The following is a 20,419-nucleotide window of genomic DNA, read 5'->3' on the forward strand; positions in this document are numbered from 1 at the left end:
ACGTCCGCGGTGACGTGCCGCGACGGACGCCTAGGGTGGAGCCGTGACCGTGCGCCGCGTGATGGGGATCGAGACCGAGTACGGCATCCTCCAGCCGGGTCGCCCTCTCGCGAACCCCATGCTCCTGTCGAGCCATGTCGTCGCGGTGCACGCGGCGGCGCGCGAGGGCGGCCGGGCCCGCGCCCGCTGGGACTACGACGACGAGGACCCGCTGCACGACGCCCGCGGGTTCCACCTGCAGCGCGCGTCGGCGCACCCCTCGCTGCTCACCGACGACCCGGACCGCGCCGCGCCCGCCGGCCCGGCCGACACGGGTGACGGACCGCAGGAGCTCCCGCGCGGCACGACCGAGGAGTACGAGGACCCGGGCGCCGCCAACGTCATCCTCACGAACGGCGCGCGGCTCTACGTCGACCACGCGCACCCGGAGTACTCCTCGCCCGAGGTCACCTCGCCGCTCGACGCCGTGCGCTGGGACCGGGCGGGCGAGCTCGTCATGCTCGCGTCGGTGCGCGCGCTCGCGTCGACGCCCGCGCTGCCCGACGTCGCGCTGTACAAGAACAACGTCGACGGCAAGGGCGCGACCTACGGCACGCACGAGAACTACCTCGTCGACCGCGCCGTGCCCTTCACGGACCTCGCGAGCCGGCTCATCCCCTTCCTCGTGACGCGCCAGGTGTACACGGGTGCGGGCCGCGTCGGGATCGGTCAGCGCGGGGAGACCCCGGGCTTCCAGATCGCGCAGCGGGCGGACTACATCGAGGCCGAGATCGGCCTCGAGACGACGCTGCGCCGGCCGATCGTCAACACGCGCGACGAGCCGCACGCCGACCCCGACCGCTGGCGGCGCCTGCACGTCATCATCGGCGACGCCACGATGCTCGAGGTCGCGACGTACCTGCGGCTCGGCACGACGTCGCTCGTCCTGTGGCTGATCGAGCGGGCCGTCGCCGAGGGCGGTGCGGGCGGTGCGCTCGCCGCGGTCGACCGGCTGGCCCTGCGCGACCCGGTGCACGCCGTCCACCTCGTCAGCCACGACGTCACGCTCACCACCCGGGTCGAGCTCGCGGACGGCCGCCGGCTCACCGCGATCGAGGTGCAGCGCGAGTACCTCGACGCGGTCCGCACCGCGCTCGCGCACGTCGGCGACCCGCTCGACGCGCAGACGACCGACGTCCTCGACCGCTGGCAGGCCGTGCTCGACGGCCTCGCGACCGACCCCGCGAGCTGTGCGCGCACGGTCGAGTGGCTCGCCAAGCTCCGGCTGCTCGAGGGCATGCGCCGCCGCGACCACCTCGCGTGGGACCACCCGCGCCTCGCCGCGGTCGACCTCCAGTGGTCCGACCTGCGACCCGAGCGCGGGCTCTACCACCGGCTCGTCGCGGCCGGCGCCGTCGACCTCCTCGTCACGCCCGGGCAGGTCGAGGACGCCGTGTGGCACCCCCCGCACGACACGCGCGCCTACTTCCGCGGCGAGGCCGTCGCCCGGTACGGCGCCGAGATCTCCGCTGCGAGCTGGGACTCGGTCGTGTTCGACGTGCCCGGCGCGGCGACCCTGCAGCGCGTGCCCATGCGCGACCCGCTGCGCGGCACGCGCGCCCACGTGGGCGACCTCCTGGACCGCTGCGACGACGCCCGCGCGCTCCTGGCCGAGCTCGGCGCCTGACCCCGCCGCTCGCGCCCCGGGCGAAAGGCGTGTCCGCCTCGCGGGCGCTCGCCCCGGATGCGTCGGAGGATGGGCCTAGGGTGGGATCGAGCAGGTCAGCGCGACGCCTACGGAGGTCACCATGGCTGGTCAGGAACAGGTGCGGCCCCGCCGCGACGACGAGGACCCGGTCGACGGCGCCGACGCGCCGGTGCCGGCCGCGCCGTCCGCGCAGTCGCGAGACGCCGAGGTGGACGCGCTGCTCGACGAGATCGACGACGTCCTGGAGTCCAACGCGGAGCAGTTCGTCCGCGGGTTCGTCCAGAAGGGCGGTCAGTGAGCGTCGATGGCCCCACTGACACCGCAGCCCGACCGCGCCGCCTCGGGGCGGCTCCCGCACACCTTCACCACACCCGGCTCGTCGTCGTTCGTCGACTTCCTCGCCGGGCACGCACCCGACCTGCTGCCCGGTAACCGGCCGCTGCCCACGACCGAGGTCCAGGCGCCGCACGGCACGACGATCGTCGCGCTCGCGGTCGACGGCGGCGTGGTGATGGCGGGTGACCGTCGCGCCACGATGGGCTCGATGATCGCGAGCCGCGAGATCGAGAAGGTCTTCCCGGCGGACGAGTACTCGGCCGTCGGCATCGCCGGCACGGCGGGTCTCGCCACCGAGCTCGTGCGGCTGTTCCAGCTCGAGCTCGAGCACTACGAGAAGATCGAGGGCAGCCTGCTGTCGCTCGACGGCAAGGCGAACCGGCTGTCGACGATGATCCGCGGCAACCTCGGGCTCGCGATGCAGGGCCTCGCGGTCGTCCCGCTGTTCGCGGGCTTCGACCTCGACCGGCGCGTCGGGCGGATCTTCTCCTACGACGTGACGGGCGGCCGCTACGAGGAGCACGACCACCACGCGGTCGGCTCGGGCTCGGTGTTCGCGCGCGGCTCCCTCAAGAAGCTGTGGCGGCCGGGGCTGGACCCGGCGGGCGGCGTGCGCGTCGCGGTCGAGGCGCTCGTCGACGCGGCGGACGACGACTCCGCGACGGGCGGCCCCGACTCGACGCGGCGGATCTGGCCCGTCGTGGCGACCGTGACGGAGGCGGGCTACCTGCGCGTGCCGGACGCGGAGCTCGGCGAGCTCGTGGCACTGGTCGAGGACGAGCGGCGTGCGTCGCACGCGGACCGCGGAGGTGCGCGATGAGCATGCCGTTCTACGTCTCGCCCGAGCAGCTCATGAAGGACCGGGCGGACTACGCGCGCAAGGGCATCGCCCGCGGCCGGTCCGTCGTGGTGCTCCAGTACGACGACGGGATCGCGTTCGCGACCGAGAACGCGTCGCGCGCGCTGCACAAGATCTCGGAGATCTACGACCGCATCGCGTTCGCGGCCGTCGGCAAGTACAACGAGTTCGAGAACCTGCGCGTCGCGGGCGTGCGCTACGCCGACCTCCGGGGCTACTCCTACGACCGCGAGGACGTCACGGCGCGCGGCCTGGCGAACGCGTACGCGCAGACGCTCGGCACGGTGTTCACGACCGAGTCGAAGCCGCTCGAGGTCGAGCTGGTCGTCGCCGAGGTCGGCCGCGAGCCGGCGGGCGACCAGGTGTACCGGCTGTCGTACGACGGCTCGGTCGCCGACGAGCACGGGTACGTCGTCATGGGTGGCCAGGCGGACCGCCTGGGCGGCCTGCTCGCGACGGGCTGGCGGCCCGGCATGTCGCTGCGGGAGGTGCTGCGCCTCGCCGTGGACGTGCTGGGCACGGCCTCCGACGACGGGGGCGAGACGCGCACGATCCCGGCGCAGCAGCTCGAGGTCGCGGTGCTCGACCGCACCCGGCCGCGACGCACGTTCCGCCGGCTCACGGGTGCGCTGCTCGAGGACCTGCTGACCCCCGTGGACGCCGGCGACCCGCCGGCGGCCGCACCGCACGACGACTGACGGCCACGAGGCCCGGAGGAGGGGAGCAGCGATGGACCGACGGATCTTCGGGCTCGAGACCGAGTACGGCGTCACGTGCGCCGCGCAGGACGGCCGCGGGCTGTCCGCGGACGAGGTGGCGCGCTACCTGTTCCGCAAGGTCGTCGCGTGGGGACGCTCGTCGAACGTCTTCCTCCGCAACGGCTCCCGGCTCTACCTCGACGTCGGCTCGCACCCCGAGTACGCGACCGCCGAGTGCGACGACGTGCGCCAGCTCGTCGCGCACGACCGCGCGGGTGAGCGGATCCTCGAGGGGCTCGTCGCCGACGCGCAGCAGCGCCTCGAGCACGAGGGGCTGCCGGGTCGCATCCACCTGTTCAAGAACAACACGGACTCGGCGGGCAACTCCTACGGCTGCCACGAGAACTACCTCGTGCGGCGGCAGGGGGACTTCGCGCGCCTGTCCGACGTGCTCGTGCCGTTCCTCATCACGCGCCAGGTGCTCACGGGCGCGGGCAAGGTGCTGAGCACGCCGCGCGGGGCCCTGTTCTGCCTGTCGCAGCGCGCCGACCACATCTGGGAGGCCGTGTCGAGCGCGACCACGCGGTCGCGGCCCATCATCAACACGCGTGACGAGCCGCATGCCGACGCGGAGCACTTCCGCCGGCTGCACGTCATCGTGGGCGACTCCTCGATGTCGGAGACGACGACCATGCTCAAGGTCGGGGCGACCGACCTCATCCTGCGCATGGTCGAGGCCGGCATCCCGATGCGTGACATGTCGCTCGAGAACCCGATCCGCGCGATCCGGGAGATCAGCCACGACCTCACCGGTAAGCACCCGGTCGTCCTCGCGAACGGCCGGACGGTCACGGCGCTCGACCTGCAGGAGGAGTACCTCGCGCGCGTCGTGGACTTCGTGTCGACCGAGGGCGGGCCGACACCCGAGACGAAGCAGGTCCTCGACCTGTGGGAGCGCGGGCTGCGCGCGCTGCGCACGGGCGACCTGTCGCTCGTCGAGCGCGAGCTCGACTGGGTGATCAAGTACCAGCTCATCGAGCGGTACCGCGCGAAGCACGACCTCGAGCTGTCCGACGTGCGCGTGCAGCGGCTCGACCTCGCCTACCACGACATCTCCCGCACCGAGGGGCTGTACAACCTGCTGGCCGCGAAGGGCCTGGTCGAGCGCGTGACGTCCGACCTGGAGATCTTCGAGGCCACCGCGGTGCCGCCGCAGACGACGCGCGCCAAGCTGCGCGGCGACTTCGTGCGTGCCGCGCAGGAGGCCCGTCGGGACTACACGGTCGACTGGGTGCACCTCAAGCTCAACGACCAGGCGCAGCGGACCGTGCTCTGCAAGGACCCGTTCCGCAGCGTCGACGAGCGCGTGGACCGCCTCATCGAGTCGATGTAGCGCCCAGGCGGGCGCCGTACAGTGTGCGTGCCCGCGGACCCGCCGACCGGCCGTGGCCCGCCGCGGCGGCCGCCCCTGGTCGCCCGCAGCCCCGCCCCGGACCGACCCGGTACGGTGGCGCCTCGCGGGCGTGACAGGACGCCGAGGCGGGGGGCGCCCACCACGAGGAAGGACCGACGTGCGACGACTGCGGGAGACGGCGGCCGCCGCGCTCGTGGCGCTGGCGCTGCTCGCGGGGTGCACGACGCCGCAGGCCGCGGACCCCGAGATCACCGTCACCGGGGAGCCGGGCGAGGAGCCCACGCTCACGTACCTCACGCCGCTCGAGGTGACCTCGACCTACCGCGAGGAGATCTGGCCGGGCACCGGCGCGGAGCTCGTCGAGGGCGGGCCGGTGCTCATCGACTTCTGGCTCGAGAACGGCACCGACGCGTCCCTCGTCGACGAGAGCTACTCCACGACGCCGACGCCGCGGCTCCTCACGGAGGAGGACCTCGGCACCGACCTGTACGAGACGCTGCGCGGCCAGAAGGTCGGCGCGCGCCTGCTCCAGGTGAGCCCGCCGCGCGGCTCGGGTGCGGTCGACTACCCGACGGTGACGGTCCTCGACGTGCTGCCGACGCGGGCCGACGGTGCGCCCGTCCCCCCGCGTCCCGACCTCCCCGCGGTCACGCTCGACGCGTCCGGCGCGCCGTCCATCACCCCGACCGGCACGGAGCCGCCCGACCAGCTCGTCGTCCAGCCGCTGCTGCGCGGTGCGGGCGCGCAGGTCGCCGCGAGCGACGTCATCACCGTGCAGTACACGGGCTTCGCGTGGACGACGGGGGAGTCGTTCGACTCGACGTGGACGCACGGCCTGCCCGTGTCGTTCGGCCTGCAGGACGTGCAGGCCTGGGCGGAAGGGCTGGTCGACCAGCCCGTCGGCAGCCAGGTCATGCTCGTCGTCCCCCCGACGTACGCGCTCGGCGTCACGGAGAGCCAGGAGCTCGCCGGGCAGACCGTCGTGTTCGTCGTCGACATCCTCGCGACCGGCTCACCCGACGGAGGTTCCTGATGACCGTGGCGCTGCGCGTCATCCCGTGCCTCGACGTCGACGCGGGCCGCGTCGTCAAGGGCGTGAACTTCGAGAACCTCCGTGACGCCGGCGACCCGGTCGAGCTCGCGCGCCGCTACGACGCCGAGGGCGCCGACGAGGTGACGTTCCTCGACGTGTCCGCGTCGTCGGGCGGCCGCGACACGACGATCGAGGTGGTCCGTCGCACCGCCGAGGAGATCTTCGTCCCGCTCACCGTGGGCGGGGGCGTGCGGTCGACCGACGACGTCGACCGGCTGCTGCGCGCGGGCGCCGACAAGGTCGGCGTGAACACCGCCGCGATCGCGCGGCCCGAGCTCATCTCCGAGATCGCGCACCGGTTCGGCAGCCAGGTCCTCACGATCTCGATCGACGCCCGACGCGTGACGGGCGACGTGCGGACCGACTCCGGCTACGAGGTCACGACCCACGGCGGCAAGCGGGGCACGGGCCTCGACGCCGTCGCGTGGGCCGCACGGGCCGCCGAGCTCGGGGCGGGCGAGGTCCTGCTCAACTCGATGGACGCCGACGGCACCGAGGCCGGCTTCGACCTCGAGATGATCGGTGACGTGCGCCGCGAGGTGCGGATCCCGCTCGTCGCGAGCGGCGGCGCGGGGACCGTGCAGCACTTCGTCGAGGCGGCCAAGGCCGGTGCCGACGCGGTGCTCGCGGCGAGCGTCTTCCACTTCGGCCAGCTCACGGTGCGCGACGTCAAGGACGCGCTGCGCGCGGCGGGCGTCGTCGTCCGCTGACGCCCGGCCCGCGGCGGGTGCGGTGACCGGGTCGTTCAGACCGGCAGGCGGCCGGTGAGGATCTCGACGTCCTGCGGGTCGCCTTGTACCGCGACGTCGGCGGCCGCGCCGCGCCCGCACGCGAACAGCACGAGCTCGCCGACCGCGCCGCGCACGACGACCGTCCCGTAGCCGCCCTTCGGGCGTCGCACCTGGCGGCGCCGGCCGTCGTCGCGCACCAGCACGACGCCGACGGGGAGCCGGTGCAGCCGAGCACCACCCGCCCGGCCCAGCTGCTTCCACAGCACCTCGACGAGCGCCGGGTCGAGCGTGCGCGGCGGCGTCGGACCGGCACCGCGCCGGACGTCCTCGGTGTGCACGAAGAACTCGACGACGTTCGCGAGCTCGCCCGCCCAGGACATCGGGTGCCAGCGCGGCGGCTCCGCCGCGACGCGGGCGACGAGGTCCCGGTACACGCCCTCGGTCGACGCGTCGTCCGCGAGCCGCGCGATCGCGGCCTCCGCCCGGGCGCCCAGCGCGGGCATCGCGATCCCGGCACCGACGACGGGGGAGTGCTCACGCAGGACGACGTGCGCCGCGAGGTGACGAGCCTGCCAGCCCTCGCACAGCGTGGGCGCGTCGGGCGGGACGGCTCGCAGAGCCTCGGCCAGCTGCGCGCGCTCCACCTCGTGCCACGTCATTGCCGCATCGTCGCACGTGGGAGCGCCGGTCCGCGCCGCGAGACGGGCCTGGACGACGGTGGGGAGCAGCCCGCGCCGCGGGGGTGCGCGGGCCACCCGACCGGGCGCGTCCGCCGGGCGACGCGTCACGACCGCGTGAGAGGATGACGGTTTCCCGCCCCCTGGACGAAAGGCCTGCGCGTGCGCTCGCGAGCTCCTTCGTCGCGACCGATGGCGCTGACCGGCTCGGTGCCCCGCCGCGCCGCGACGATCGTGGCCCGTGGCATCGCGGCGCACCCGTGGACGTACACCGTCGCGATCGGCACGTCGGCGCTGCACGGTCTGGCCACGGTCGCGGTGAGCCGCGTGCTCGCGTCCGTCACCGACGACGTCGTGGTCCCGGCGCTCGGCGGCTCGGCCGAGGCCCGCGACCGCGTGTGGCTCGCCGGGCTCGCGCTGCTGCTCGTCGCGCTCACGCTCGCGGTGTCCGTCGCCGGCCGCCGCATCTTCGCCGGCATGGGCTTCGCCCAGCTCCAGGCCGACCACCGGACGCGCGTGACCCGGCAGTACCTGCGGCTGCCGATGTCCTGGCACAAGCAGCACCCGACGGGTCAGCTGCTGTCGAACGCGAGCGCCGACGTCGAGGCGTCGACGGGGGTGTTCAACCCGCTGCCGTTCGCGCTCGGCGTCGTCGTCATGCTCGTCGTCGCCGCGGTCGGGCTGCTGCGCACGGACGTGTGGCTCGCGCTCGCGGCGCTCGTCGTCATCCCGCTCGCGCTGCTCGCGAACCTCGTCTTCCAGCGCCGCATGGCGCCGGCCGTGGGGCACGCGCAGGAGCTGCGGGCCGCGGTCGCGGACGTCGCGCACGAGAGCTTCGAGGGCGCGCTGCTCGTCAAGGCGCTCGGCACCGAGGAGCGCGAGGCCGCGCGGTTCGCGGCCCGGGCGCGCGAGCTTCGGGACGCGAACGTCCGCGTCGGCGTCGTCCGCGCGATGTTCGACCCCGTGATCGACGTGCTGCCGAGCCTGGGCACGCTGCTCGTGCTCGTCGTCGGCGCGGTCCAGGTGCGGGCCGGGCACATCGGCACGGGCGACGTGGTGGGTGCGGCGTACCTGCTGACCCTGCTGACCATCCCGGTGCGCGCGTTCGGCTGGGTGCTCGGCGAGCTGCCCCGCGCGCTCGTCGGGTACGACCGCATCGCACGCGTCGTCGACGCCCGCGGCGCGCTGCCCGCGGGCACCACGCGGTGGACGCCGCCGCCCGGTGGCGCGCGCGTCGAGCTGCGTGACGTCGCCGTCGCGGTGCCCGGGCCGCGCGGTCCCGTCGAGCTCCTGCACGACGTGGACCTCGACGTCGCACCGGGTCGCGTCGTCGCCGTCGTCGGACCGACGGGCTCGGGCAAGTCCACCCTCGTGTCCCTCGTCGCCCGGCTCAGCGACCCGACGTCGGGCTCCGTGCTCGTCGACGGCACGGACCTGCGCGACGTCGTGCCCGTCGACCTGTCGCGGCACGTCGCGTTCGTGTCGCAGTCGACGTTCGTCTTCGAGGACACCGTCCGCGGCAACGTCACGCTCGCCGACGACGACGACCCCGCGGCCCCGTCGGACGACGCGGTGTGGGACGCGCTGCACGCCGCGCGCGTCGACGATGTCGTGCGCGCGCTGCCCGGCGGGCTGGACGCGCCGCTCGGCGAGCGCGGTGCCAACCTCTCGGGCGGGCAGCGTCAGCGCCTCGCGCTCGCCCGGGCGCTCGTCCGGGAACCGCGCGTGCTCGTGCTCGACGACGCCACGTCCGCGGTGGACCCGCGCGTCGAGCAGGCGATCCTGCGCGGCCTGCGCGACGACCGCGCGGGCTCGCCGACGGTGCTGCTCGTCGCGTACCGGATGTCGTCGGTGCTGCTCGCGGACGAGGTCGTGCACGTCGAGCAGGGTCGCGTCGTCGACCGCGGCACGCACGCCGAGCTGCTCGCGCGCGACGACGGCTACCGCGCGCTCGCGACGGCGTACGAGGAGGAGTCCGCACGCCGCGCGGCCGAGGGCGAGCAGGAGCGCGTCGAGGACCCGGAGCCGGTGACGGCGGGGGAGGAGGCCCGATGAGCGCCGCAGCGGGGACGCCCGACCACCGGATGGCGTCCGCGAGCACGATGGGCATCCTCGCGACGCTCCGCCGCGGACTCGAGGTGTCGCCGCAGCTCCTGCGCGGATGGCGCGTGACGCTCCTGCTCGCGGTGCTGGCCGCGCTCGGCAAGGTGCTCGTCCCGCTCACGGTCCAGCAGACGGTCGACACCGGCATCCTCGCGCCCGGCGGACCCGACGTGCCGCGGGTGCTCGCGCTCACGGGCAGCGCGGCGGTCGGGCTGCTCGCCGCCGCCGTGTGCTCGGCCTACGTCAACGTCCGCCTGTTCCGGTCGAGCGAGGACGGGCTGCTCGCGCTGCGCACCCGCGCGTTCCGGCACGTGCACGACCTGTCCGTCCTCACCCAGCACACCGAGCGGCGCGGGTCGCTCGTCAGCCGCGTCACCTCCGACGTCGACACCATCTCGCTGTTCGTGCAGTGGGGCGGGATCATGCTGCTCGTCTCGGTGCTGCAGATCGTCGCCGCCTCGGTCCTCATGGCGCTGTACTCGTGGCAGCTCACGCTCGTCGTGTGGCTCGGGTTCATCCCCCTGCTGCTCGTCCTGCCGCCGCTGCAGCGTCGGGTCAACGCGCGGTACTCCGCCGTCCGCGAGCGGTACGGCGCGATGCTCGGCACGGTGTCGGAGTCGGTCGTGGGTGCCGAGACGATCCGCGCGTACGGCGCCGCGCACCGCACGCAGCGACGTCTCGACGCCGCGATCACCACGACGCGCAGCGCGATGGTGCGCGCCCAGAACCTCGTGTCGGTCGTCTTCTCGAGCGGCGTGCTGGTCTCGAACGTGGTCCTCGCGCTCGTCGTCGTCATCGGCACGTTCCTCGGTGTCCGCGGCGACGTCTCCGCGGGCCGCCTGCTCGCGTTCCTGTTCCTCGTGCAGCTGTTCACCGGTCCCGTGCAGATGGCCACCGAGATCCTCAACGAGCTGCAGAACGCCGTCGCCGGGTGGCGGCGCGTGCTCGGCGTGCTCGAGACCCCGGTCGCGGTGCAGGACCCGGGCGCCGACGGCGTGCCCAGCCCGCGCGGTCCCGCGACGGTCGAGCTGCGCGACGTCGCGTTCGCGTACCCCGAGGGCCGCCGCGTCCTGCACGACGTCGACCTCGAGGTGCCCGCGGGCGCGTCCGTGGCCGTCGTCGGCGCGACCGGCTCCGGCAAGACGACCATCGCACGGCTCGTCGCGCGCCTCGTCGACCCCGAGCACGGCCGCGTGCTGCTCGACGGCACCGACCTGCGCGACATCCCCGCGACGGACCTGCGCGCACGCGTCGTGCTCGTCCCGCAGGAGGGCTTCCTGTTCGAGGGCACGGTCGCCGAGAACGTCGCCTACGGGCTGCGGACCCCCGACGGCGCCGCACCCGACCCCGCGGACGCACGCGTGCGCGACGCCGTCGAGGCCCTCGGCCTCGGGCCGTGGGTCGACGAGCTCGCCGCGGGCCTCGACACCGACGTGGGCCAGCGCGGCGAGTCCCTGTCCGCGGGTGAGCGCCAGCTCGTCGCGCTCGCACGCGCCTACCTCGCCGACCCCGACGTGCTGCTGCTCGACGAGGCGACGAGCGCCGTCGACCCGGCCACCGAGGTCCGCCTGGTGCGCGCGCTCGAGGAGCTGAGCACCGGCCGCACGACGCTGACCATCGCGCACCGGCTGTCCACCGCCGAGGCGGCCGACCTCGTCGTCGTCGTCGACGCCGGGCGCGTCGTCGAGACCGGGCACCACGCCGAGCTCGTCGCGACCGGCGGCACCTACGCGTCCATGCACGCGGCCTGGGTCGCGCAGACCCGCTGACCTCCGCGGCCCGGTCGCGCCGACCCGCTGCCGCCGCGGGGTCGGTCGCGCCCACCGTCGACGCGCCCGCCGCGCGCACGGCCTCGTCGACGTCGGTCCCGGACACCGGCCCGGGCGGCACGCGCCACCGTGGCAGGATCGGTCCGTGCCTCGCGAGAACCCGTCCGCCACCCTCCTCGACCCGCAGGTCGCGCAGCGGCTGCGCCACGACGAGCACGGCCTCGTCGCCGCCGTCGTGCAGCAGCACGACACGCGCGAGGTCCTCATGGTCGGCTGGATGGACGACGAGGCGCTGCACCGCACGCTGACGACCGGCCGCGTGACGTTCTGGAGCCGCTCGCGCCAGGAGTACTGGCGCAAGGGCGACACGTCCGGGCACGCGCAGTACGTCAAGGCCGTCTCGCTCGACTGCGACGGCGACGCGCTCCTCGTCGAGGTCGACCAGGTCGGCGCCGCCTGCCACACCGGCACCCGCACGTGCTTCGAGGCCGGGGGACCGCTCGCGGTGGTCGCCGGCCACCGACCCGCCCCGGCACCCGCCGCCGCACCCGCACCCGCCGCCGCACCCGCACCGGCCGACGCCCCCGCACCCGCCGCCGCACCCGCACCGGCCGACGCACCCGCGGCCGCCGACGCACCCGCACCTGAAGGAGACGCATGACCGCGCCCGCCGCCCACGTCCCCGCCGACGTCCTGACCGCGGACGTCCCCTGGGGCGGCACGTGGCCGTCGGTCGACACGTTCCGCGCCCTCGCGGCGGACCGGCGCGTCATCCCCGTCGTGCGCCGGCTCCTCGCGGACGACGTCACGCCCGTCGGCCTGTACCGCACGCTCGCGGCGGGCCGCCCGGGCACCTTCGTGCTCGAGTCCGCGGAGTCCGACGGCACGTGGAGCCGCTGGTCGTTCGTCGGCGTCCGCTCGCGTGCCACGCTCACGGTCCGCGACGGCGCCCCGGTGTGGGTCGGCGACGTGCCTGTGGGCGTCCCGACGGAGGGCGACGCGCTCGACGTGCTCGGCCGCACCCTCGACGTGCTGCGCACGCCCGCGATCCACGGCCTGCCGCCGCTCACCGGTGGGCTGGTCGGAGCGCTCGGGTGGGACGTCGTGCGGCACTGGGAGCCGACGCTGCCCGCGAAGGCGCCCGAGGAGCTCGGCGTCCCCGAGCTCACGCTGCTGCTCGCGACCGACCTGGCGGTCGTCGACCACCACGACGGCTCGGTGTGGCTGGTCGCCAACGCGATCAACTTCGACGACACCGACGACCGCGTCGACGAGGCGCACGCCGACGCCGTCGCGCGGCTCGACGCCATGCAGCGCGCGCTGCTCCACCCGGCGGACCCGGGCGTCGCCGCGCTCGCGGACGTCCCGGAGCCGGAGCTGGAGTTCCGTTCGACGAAGGCCGAGTTCGAGCAGGCCGTCGGCATCGGCAAGGAGGCGATCCGGGACGGCGAGGTCTTCCAGGTCGTGCTCTCGCAGCGCCTCGACCTCGACTGCCCGGCCGACCCGATCGACGTCTACCGCGTGCTGCGGACGATCAACCCGAGCCCGTACATGTACTACCTGCAGCTCCAGGACGCGGACGGCCACGACTTCGCGGTCGTCGGGTCGAGCCCGGAGACGCTCGTCAAGGTGACCGACGGGCACGTCGTGACGTTCCCGATCGCCGGCTCCCGCCCGCGCGGCGCGACGCCCGAGGAGGACCGCGCGCTGCAGGACGAGGTGCTCGCCGACCCCAAGGAGCGGGCCGAGCACATCATGCTCGTCGACCTGTCCCGCAACGACCTGGTCAAGGTGTGCGAGCCGTCGAGCGTCGAGGTCGTCGAGTTCATGGCGGTCAAGCGGTACTCGCACATCATGCACATCTGCTCGACGGTCGTCGGGCGGCTGCGCGCGGGCGCGACGGCGCTGCAGACGCTGACGGCGACGTTCCCGGCGGGCACGCTCTCGGGCGCGCCCAAGCCGCGCGCGATCGCGCTCATCGACGAGATCGAGCCCGCCCGCCGCGGCATCTACGGCGGCACCGTCGGCTACTTCGACTTCGCGGGCGACATGGACATGGCGATCGCGATCCGCACGGCGCTCATCCGGGACGGTCGCGCGAGCGTGCAGGCAGGGGGCGGCATCGTCGCCGACTCGGTCCCCGCGCTCGAGTACGCCGAGTCGCGCAACAAGGCGGCCGCCGCGGTCCGCGCGGTCCAGGTCGCGTCCCGGCTGCGCCGGGTCGCCGAGTGACGAGCGCGCCCGCCCCCGCGGCCGCGCGTTCGCGGGGTCGTGGGCGGGCGGCGGGCGTGCTCGTGCTGCTCGCCGCCGCGTCCGCCGGCGCCGCGGTCCCGACCTGGCTCACCGCGACCGGCGTGACGGCGCTGCGCGGCACGGTCGACGTCCCGGCGACCGGCACGCAGGTCGCGCCCGCCGTGCTCGGCGCCTCGGTCGTGCTGCTCGCGACCGCCGCGGCCGTCGCGCTCGTCGGGCGGGTCGGACGGTGGCTCGTCGCGGCCGTCACGGTGCTCAGCGGTGCGGTCGTCGTCGGCGCGACGGCCGCCGTCCTCGCGGACCCGCACGCCGCCGCCGTACCCGTCGTGACGCAGGAGACCGGCGTCGGCCGGGTCGTCGGCGACGTCGCCGTCACCGCGTGGCCGTGGGTGAGCGTCGCCGTCGGGGTCGTCGTCGTGGTGGCGGCGGGTTGGCTCGTGCGCGCCTCGCGCACCTGGCAGGGACCGTCCCGTCGGCACGAGACGCCCGGGGCGGGCGGCGGGCCCGTCGACGAGCGTGGCGCGTGGGACGCGCTGAGCCGCGGGGACGACCCGACCTGACCGTCACCTGGGCAGGCCACGCGGACGTCCTGCGCAGGTCAGGAAGCCGCGCGGTCCGATAGGGTAAGCCGCGAACCGAGCACGAAGGGCACCACCTGATGTCTGACCAGTCCCTCGCGCACCGCGCGCAGAACGTCACCCGGACCGAGACGGTCCACCTCCCGCCCGCGACCCCGCCGGTCAACCACGGCAAGACGGTCGCCGGCTGGACGACCACGTACGGCGTCCTCGTCGGCGGTGTGGTCATGTCCGTCGCGGTGGTCTTCGCGCTCGTGTGGCTGTTCTGGGTCGGCCTCGGTGTCGCCCTCGTCGCCCTCGTGCTCGGCAAGGTCCTGCAGGGCATGGGCTACGGCCAGGGCGGCGTGCACACGCAGTCCCGGGACGGACGACCCGGGGCGCACTGACGCCCGGCCCGTCTGCGGGCTGCTCGATCCCGCGCGCGGCCGCACGCGGGCCCCGTCTGCGACCGGCCGTGACCCGGTCGCCACTCCGCCTGGAGGATGGATGTCGACCCCCAACGAGCCGCAGAACCCGTTCGAGAAGGGCTCCGAGCCGGAGGGTGGCGCGCCCGGCTACCCCGCGGCACCGCCGCCGCCCGCCGGCGGCTACCCGGCGGCCCCGCCGCCGCAGCCGTCCCAGCCGCAGGGCTACCCGTCGGCCCCGCAGTACCCGTCGGCCCCGCAGTACGGCGGCGCCCCGCAGTACGGCGGCCAGCAGGCCTACGGCACCCCGTACCCGAAGAACAGCCTCGGCGTGTGGGCGCTGGTCCTCGGCATCGCGTCGTTCGTGCTCTCGTGCGGCCTCGTGACGGGCATCCCGGCGATCATCGTCGGCAACAACGCCAAGAAGGCCGTCCAGCGCGGCGAGGCGAACAACGGCGGCCTCGCGACCGCGGGCGTCGTGCTCGGCTGGATCGCCACGGTGCTGTCGGTCCTCGGCATCATCCTGTTCGCCGTCCTGTTCTCGAACGCCGAGTTCCGTGACGCGTTCGTCGACGGCTACAACTCCTCGAGCTACTGACGTCGCGGCGGCGTCCGGCCTGGTCCGGACGCCGCTGCTCGTCGGTGCGGGGACGCTGCTCGCCACGGTCGCGGTCGCCGTCCGCGACCCGCACGTCGCGGGCAGCTGGGGCGCGTGCCCCCTGCACCTGCTGACGGGGCTGTGGTGCCCTGGCTGCGGCGGCATGCGGGCGGTGCACGACCTCACGCACGGCGACCTCGCGGGGGCGTGGGGCATGAACCCGCTGCTCGTCGTGCTGCTGCCGCTCGCGGTCGCCGGGTGGGTCGTGTGGACGTGGCGTGCGGTGCACGGACGCCGCACGCAGGCGCCGCGGCACCCGGCCTGGGCGTGGTCCTTCCTCGCCGTGATCGTGTCCTTCGCCGTCCTGCGCAACCTCCCGCAGCTCGCGCCGTACCTCGCCCCCTGACCGCGCCGCCCCCGTGACCGTGCCCGCCGTGGGCCCTGCCACGGCCAGCCCTCCGGAGCCCGACGATGAGCAGCACCGACCCGCAGGACCCCGCGACGCCGGCGCCCGACCCGTGGCGCAAGCCCGAGACGGGCAGCACGAGCGGCGCCGCACCCGCGCCCGCTCCCGTGCCCGACGCGGTGCAGCCGTACGCGTCCGGCCCGGCGTACCCGTCGGGCGAGGCCTACCCGTCGAGCCCGGCGTACCCGTCCGGTGAGGCCTACCCGTCGAGCCCGGCGTACCCGTCCGGTGAGGCGTACCCGCCGGCACCGACCTACGGCGCGCCCGTGCAGCACCCCGTGCCCGGCGGCTACCCGCCCGCGCAGGCGTACGGCTACCCGGCCTACCGCGGCTACCTTCCCAAGAACAGCTATGCGGTCTGGTCGCTCGTGCTCGGCATCCTCGGTCTCGTCTCGTGCGGCTTCTTCACGGGGATCCCCGCGATCGTCGTCGGCAACAACGCCAAGAAGGCGGCCGCCAACGGCGAGGCGGACAACCCGGGCATGGCGACCGCCGGCGTCGTGCTCGGCTGGATCGGCACGGGATGGTCGGGGCTGGTCGTCGTCGGCTACCTGGTCTTCGTCGTCGTCATGCTGCTCACGACCGCGTCCGCCTGACCGGTCCGCCGGGTCAGGCGCCCGTTCCACGGAGCGGCCTGTGGTCGGGGTCACCCGACGGTCCCCGTACCATGGCCAGGTCAGACCCGCCCGCCACGTCGGCGCGAGCGGACTGGGCCGACCGGGGGAAGGGGTGAGGCTTCGATGACCGTGCTCGACGACATCGTCGCAGGCGTCAGGGAGGACCTTGCTGTCCGCGAGGCGGCGACGCCGCTCGCCGCCGTCAAGGAGCTCGCCGCGAAGCGGCCGTCCGCGATCGAGTGCGTCGGCCGGCTCCGCGTCGAGGACGCGGTCACGGTCATCGCCGAGGTCAAGCGGTCCAGCCCCAGCAAGGGTGCGCTCGCCACGATCACCGACCCCGCCGCGCTCGCCGCCGAGTACGAGAAGGGCGGCGCGACCGCGATCTCGGTGCTGACCGAGGAGCGCCGGTTCAAGGGCTCGCTCGCGGACCTCGACGCCGTCCGCGCCCGCGTCGACATCCCGGTCCTGCGCAAGGACTTCGTCGTCAGCCCCTACCAGGTGTGGGAGGCGCGCGCGCACGGCGCGGACCTCGTCCTGCTCATCGTCGCGGCACTCGAGCAGACCGTGCTCGAGTCCCTCGTCGAGCGCGTGCACTCGCTCGGCATGACAGCCCTCGTCGAGGTGCACGACACCGAGGAGGTCGCGCGTGCGGTCGACGCCGGCGCCCGCGTGATCGGCGTGAACGCCCGCAACCTCAAGACGCTCGACGTGGACCGCGCGACGTTCTCCCGCGTCGCGCCGTCGATCCCGTCGGACGTGGTCAAGATCGCCGAGTCCGGCGTGCGCGGCCCGCACGACGTCATGGACTACGCACGCGCGGGCGCGGACACGGTCCTCGTCGGCGAGGCGCTCGTCACGGACGACGCCCCGCGCCAGTCGGTCGCCGACCTGGTGGCCGCCGGTGCGCACCCCTCGCTGCGGGCGGTGCGCCAGTGACCGCACGTCGCGGCGCCGGCCCGTCGGACACCCCGCTGCACCCGGAGACCGCGGGCGGTCCGCTCGCGACGCACGCCGGCCCGTACTTCGGCGACTTCGGCGGCCGGTACGTGCCCGAGGCGCTGATCGCGGCGCTCGACGAGCTCGACACCGAGTACCACAAGGCGCTCACCGACCCGGCGTTCGGACGTGAGCTCGCGCGTCTGCACCGCACGTACACCGGCCGGCCGAGCCCGCTCACGGAGGTCCCGCGGTTCGCGCGGCACGTCGGCGAGGGCGTGCGGGTGTTCCTCAAGCGCGAGGACCTCAACCACACCGGTTCGCACAAGATCAACAACGTGCTCGGCCAGGCGCTCCTCGTGAAGCGCATGGGCAAGACGCGCGTCATCGCGGAGACGGGCGCGGGCCAGCACGGCGTCGCGACCGCGACCGCGGCCGCGCTCCTCGACCTCGAGTGCGTCGTCTACATGGGCGAGGAGGACACGCAGCGCCAGGCCCTCAACGTCGCGCGCATGGAGCTCCTCGGTGCGACGGTCGTGCCCGTGACGATCGGGTCGCGCACGCTCAAGGACGCGATCAACGAGGCGCTGCGCGACTGGGTCGCGAACGTCGAGACGACGCACTACCTGCTCGGCACGGTGACGGGTCCGCACCCGTTCCCCGAGATGGTCCGCGACTTCCACAAGATCATCGGCGAGGAGGCGCGCGCGCAGCTCCTCGAGGAGATCGGTCGCCTGCCCGACGCGGTCGCGGCGTGCGTCGGCGGCGGCTCGAACGCGATGGGCATCTTCAACGCGTTCCTCGACGACGCCGACGTCCGGCTGTTCGGCTTCGAGGCCGGCGGCGCGGGCATCTCGTCCGGCCGCCACGCGGCGCGCTTCTCGGGCGGGCTGCCGGGCGTCCTGCACGGCGCGAAGTCGTACCTCCTGCAGGACGAGGACGGCCAGACGCTCCCGAGCCACTCGGTCTCGGCGGGCCTCGACTACCCGAGCGTGGGGCCCGAGCACGCGTGGCTGCACGACATCGGCCGCGCGCAGTACCGGCCCGTGACCGACGACGAGGCCATGGAGGCGTTCCGCCTGCTGTGCCGGACCGAGGGGATCATCCCCGCGATCGAGTCCGCGCACGCGCTCGCCGGCGCGATCCAGCTCGGCCGCGAGGCCGCGACGTGGCGGGGCGACGACGGCCACGACCCGGTGCTGCTCGTGAACCTGTCGGGTCGCGGGGACAAGGACGTCGCGACGGCGGCGGCGTGGTTCGGCCTCCTCGAGGACGAGCCGGTCGTGCTGGCCGACGAGAACGAGCAGCTGTGACGTCGCCGCGGGGCGACGCGACGACGAGGACGACACGGCGGCGACGCACGCGGTCGGGCGACGAGGAGGGCCAGTGAGCACGGTGGACGTCCGGTCGGCGACCGGGGAGCGGCTCGACGCCCTGCGGGCGGCCGACGGCGAGACGCCGGGTCGCGCGGCGCTGGTCGGCTACCTGCCCGTCGGCTTCCCGACGCTGCCCGGGTCGGTCGACGCGGTGCGGGCGATGGTCGACGCGGGCGTCGACGTCGTCGAGCTCGGTGTCCCGTACACCGACCCCGTGATGGACGGACCCGTCATCCAGCGCGCGGTGGACGTCGCGCTCGGCGGCGGCACGCGCGTGCGCGACACCCTCGCCGCGGTCGAGCAGGTCGCGGGCCGCGGTGCGCCGGTGCTGGTGATGAGCTACTGGAACCTCGTCCTGCGCTACGGGGTCGAGGCGTACGCGCGCGACCTCGCCGCGGCCGGCGGTGCCGGTCTCATCACGCCGGACCTCATCCCCGACGAGGCGCAGGACTGGGTCGCCGCGTCGGACGCGCACGGCCTGGACCGCGTGTTCCTCGTCGCGCCGAGCTCGACGCCCGAGCGGCTCGCGTCGACGAGCGCGGCGTCGCGCGGCTTCGTGTACGCGGCGTCGACGATGGGCGTGACGGGGGAGCGCGCGACCGTCGGGTCGCGGGCCGAGCAGCTCGTCGCGGACACGCGTGCCGCGGGCGCCCGGCGGGTCTGCGTGGGGCTGGGGGTGTCGCGCCGCGAGCAGGCGGCCGAGGTCGCGCGGTACGCCGACGGCGTCATCGTCGGGTCGGCGCTGGTCCGGCCGCTCCTCGACGCGCACGAGTCCGGCGACCCGACCGGCGGCATCGACGCGCTCGTGCGGGTCACCGCCGACCTCGCCGACGGCGTCCGCTCGGCGGTGCGGGGCGAGCGGTGAGCGCCGCGGTCCTCGCGTCGATCCCGAGCCCGTCGCAGGGCGTCTGGCACCTCGGGCCGTTCCCGGTCCGCGCGTACGCGATCGCGATCCTGCTGGGCATCGTCGCCGCGCTGTGGCTCACGCGGCGCCGCTGGGCCGAGCGCGGGGGCGACCCGGACACCGTCCTGGAGATCTCGTTCTGGGCGGTGCCGTTCGGGATCGTCGGCGGGCGGATCTACCACGTCATCACGTCGCCGCAGGCGTACTTCGGCGAGGGCGGCGACCCGGTGCGCGCGCTGTTCATCTGGGAGGGCGGCCTCGGGATCTGGGGCGCGGTCGCGTTCGGCGCGGTCGGCGCGTGGATCGGCTGCCGCCGCCAGGGTGTGCGGCTCGCGCCGTTCGCCGACGCGCTCGCGCCCGGGCTGCTCGTCGCGCAGGCGATCGGCCGGCTCGGCAACTGGTTCAACCAGGAGCTGTTCGGCGGTCCGACGACGCTGCCGTGGGGTCTGCAGATCGACGACGCGCACCTGCCGGCCGGGTTCGAGTCCGGCACGCTGTTCCACCCGACGTTCCTGTACGAGATGCTCTGGAACCTCGCGGGCGCCGCGGTGCTCGTCTGGGCCGACCGCCGGTTCCGGCTCGGGCACGGCCGCGTGTTCTGGCTCTACGTCGTCATCTACACGACGGGACGCCTCTGGATCGAGCTGGTCAGGATCGACCCGGCGAACACGATCCTCGGGCTCCGGGTCAACGTCTGGACGTCCATCATCGTGGGCCTCGGCGCGCTGGTAGCGTTCGTGGTGGTCGGGCGCCGTCATCCAGGGCGCGACACGACCCTCCTGCTGGCACCCCCGACCGTGCAGGACGACGAGGAGAGCACGTCCGAGGCCGCTCGCTGACCGCGAGCGGGGTGTGACCCACCTCACAAAGTGGCGATGCGGCTCGCAATGTTTCCGGGTTGTATCGTCACCCCACGTCTG

Annotated in this window: 20 protein-coding genes and 1 pseudogene; 20 read left to right on the forward strand and 1 reads right to left on the reverse strand. The window is 74.6% G+C overall.

The genetic code is table 11. The features are described 5' to 3' along the window. The first annotated feature begins 43 nt into the window (after positions 1-43). From dop to hisF, 7 genes are all read left to right on the forward strand, one after another. On the forward strand, positions 44-1,666 hold the full coding sequence (dop, locus tag GXP71_RS05815; protein WP_304515701.1) for a depupylase/deamidase Dop: 1,623 nt from the start codon (positions 44-46) through the stop codon (positions 1,664-1,666). A gap of 121 nt (positions 1,667-1,787) precedes the next feature. Then, positions 1,788-1,985 (forward strand): ubiquitin-like protein Pup, encoded by a 198-nt coding sequence (locus tag GXP71_RS05820; RefSeq protein ID WP_013770948.1) that lies wholly within the window; start codon positions 1,788-1,790, stop codon positions 1,983-1,985. A 6-nt stretch (positions 1,986-1,991) separates the two neighbouring features. Next, positions 1,992-2,843: a proteasome subunit beta gene (prcB, locus tag GXP71_RS05825; protein WP_162351886.1), complete on the forward strand. Its 852-nt coding sequence runs from the start codon at positions 1,992-1,994 to the stop codon at positions 2,841-2,843. Then, positions 2,840-3,580, forward strand: a complete 741-nt coding sequence (prcA, locus tag GXP71_RS05830; protein ID WP_162351887.1) for a proteasome subunit alpha — start codon at positions 2,840-2,842, stop codon at positions 3,578-3,580. The genes prcB and prcA overlap by 4 nt, the downstream gene beginning before the upstream one ends. 31 nt (positions 3,581-3,611) lie before the next feature. Further along, complete coding sequence (gene pafA, locus GXP71_RS05835) at positions 3,612-4,973, forward strand: Pup--protein ligase (protein ID WP_162351888.1); 1,362 nt, start codon at positions 3,612-3,614, stop codon at positions 4,971-4,973. Positions 4,974-5,151: 178 nt separating this feature from the next. Next, complete coding sequence (locus GXP71_RS05840) at positions 5,152-6,027, forward strand: FKBP-type peptidyl-prolyl cis-trans isomerase (RefSeq protein ID WP_162351889.1); 876 nt, start codon at positions 5,152-5,154, stop codon at positions 6,025-6,027. Continuing rightward, entirely contained in the window at positions 6,027-6,797 is a 771-nt protein-coding gene (hisF, locus tag GXP71_RS05845; RefSeq protein ID WP_162351890.1) for an imidazole glycerol phosphate synthase subunit HisF, read from the forward strand. The genes GXP71_RS05840 and hisF overlap by 1 nt, the downstream gene beginning before the upstream one ends. 35 nt (positions 6,798-6,832) lie before the next feature. Here hisF and GXP71_RS05850 read toward each other — a convergent pair whose 3' ends face one another. Next, the gene (locus GXP71_RS05850) at positions 6,833-7,477 is read right to left on the reverse strand and encodes a TIGR03085 family metal-binding protein (protein WP_162351891.1); all 645 of its coding nucleotides are present in this window, start codon (positions 7,475-7,477) and stop codon (positions 6,833-6,835) included. 210 nt (positions 7,478-7,687) lie between these two features. On the opposite strand from GXP71_RS05850, the gene GXP71_RS05855 reads away from it, so the two are divergent. The 13 genes and pseudogenes from GXP71_RS05855 to lgt all read left to right on the forward strand — a co-directional run bounded on the left by GXP71_RS05855 (position 7,688) and on the right by lgt (position 20,338). Continuing rightward, on the forward strand, positions 7,688-9,550 hold the full coding sequence (locus GXP71_RS05855) for an ABC transporter ATP-binding protein (protein WP_162351892.1): 1,863 nt from the start codon (positions 7,688-7,690) through the stop codon (positions 9,548-9,550). Further along, positions 9,547-11,367 (forward strand): ABC transporter ATP-binding protein, encoded by a 1,821-nt coding sequence (locus GXP71_RS05860; RefSeq protein ID WP_162351893.1) that lies wholly within the window; start codon positions 9,547-9,549, stop codon positions 11,365-11,367. The genes GXP71_RS05855 and GXP71_RS05860 overlap by 4 nt, the downstream gene beginning before the upstream one ends. Positions 11,368-11,512: 145 nt before the next feature. Further along, positions 11,513-11,890: pseudogene (hisI, locus tag GXP71_RS05865) on the forward strand (phosphoribosyl-AMP cyclohydrolase); the annotation flags it as partial. Positions 11,891-12,024: 134 nt separating this feature from the next. Next, positions 12,025-13,599 (forward strand): anthranilate synthase component I, encoded by a 1,575-nt coding sequence (locus GXP71_RS05870; protein WP_162351895.1) that lies wholly within the window; start codon positions 12,025-12,027, stop codon positions 13,597-13,599. Beyond that, positions 13,596-14,180, forward strand: a complete 585-nt coding sequence (locus GXP71_RS05875; protein WP_162351896.1) for a Trp biosynthesis-associated membrane protein — start codon at positions 13,596-13,598, stop codon at positions 14,178-14,180. Before GXP71_RS05870 ends, GXP71_RS05875 begins: the two co-directional genes overlap by 4 nt. Positions 14,181-14,278: 98 nt before the next feature. Continuing rightward, positions 14,279-14,584 carry an HGxxPAAW family protein gene (locus GXP71_RS05880; RefSeq protein ID WP_124342516.1) on the forward strand — a complete coding sequence of 102 codons (306 nt, stop codon included), beginning with the start codon at positions 14,279-14,281 and terminating at the stop codon, positions 14,582-14,584. Positions 14,585-14,684: 100 nt separating this feature from the next. Then, the gene (locus GXP71_RS05885) at positions 14,685-15,200 is read left to right on the forward strand and encodes a DUF4190 domain-containing protein (RefSeq protein WP_162351897.1); all 516 of its coding nucleotides are present in this window, start codon (positions 14,685-14,687) and stop codon (positions 15,198-15,200) included. A 163-nt stretch (positions 15,201-15,363) separates the two neighbouring features. Then, positions 15,364-15,606, forward strand: coding sequence for a DUF2752 domain-containing protein (locus GXP71_RS20285; protein WP_238402650.1), 243 nt, complete (start codon positions 15,364-15,366; stop codon positions 15,604-15,606). Positions 15,607-15,671: 65 nt separating this feature from the next. Next, positions 15,672-16,262 carry a DUF4190 domain-containing protein gene (locus tag GXP71_RS05895; RefSeq protein ID WP_162351898.1) on the forward strand — a complete coding sequence of 197 codons (591 nt, stop codon included), beginning with the start codon at positions 15,672-15,674 and terminating at the stop codon, positions 16,260-16,262. A 144-nt stretch (positions 16,263-16,406) separates the two neighbouring features. Then, positions 16,407-17,219 (forward strand): indole-3-glycerol phosphate synthase TrpC, encoded by an 813-nt coding sequence (trpC, locus tag GXP71_RS05900; RefSeq protein WP_162351899.1) that lies wholly within the window; start codon positions 16,407-16,409, stop codon positions 17,217-17,219. 35 nt (positions 17,220-17,254) lie between these two features. Continuing rightward, the gene (gene trpB, locus GXP71_RS05905; protein WP_162354224.1) at positions 17,255-18,532 is read left to right on the forward strand and encodes a tryptophan synthase subunit beta; all 1,278 of its coding nucleotides are present in this window, start codon (positions 17,255-17,257) and stop codon (positions 18,530-18,532) included. 73 nt (positions 18,533-18,605) lie between these two features. Continuing rightward, the gene (trpA, locus tag GXP71_RS05910; RefSeq protein WP_162351900.1) at positions 18,606-19,460 is read left to right on the forward strand and encodes a tryptophan synthase subunit alpha; all 855 of its coding nucleotides are present in this window, start codon (positions 18,606-18,608) and stop codon (positions 19,458-19,460) included. Then, on the forward strand, positions 19,457-20,338 hold the full coding sequence (gene lgt, locus GXP71_RS05915) for a prolipoprotein diacylglyceryl transferase (RefSeq protein ID WP_162351901.1): 882 nt from the start codon (positions 19,457-19,459) through the stop codon (positions 20,336-20,338). The genes trpA and lgt overlap by 4 nt, the downstream gene beginning before the upstream one ends. Positions 20,339-20,419: the final 81 nt, after the last annotated feature.

The organism is Cellulomonas sp. H30R-01 (genome assembly GCF_010119915.1).
Taxonomy (GTDB): Bacteria; Actinomycetota; Actinomycetes; order Actinomycetales; family Cellulomonadaceae; genus Cellulomonas; species Cellulomonas algicola.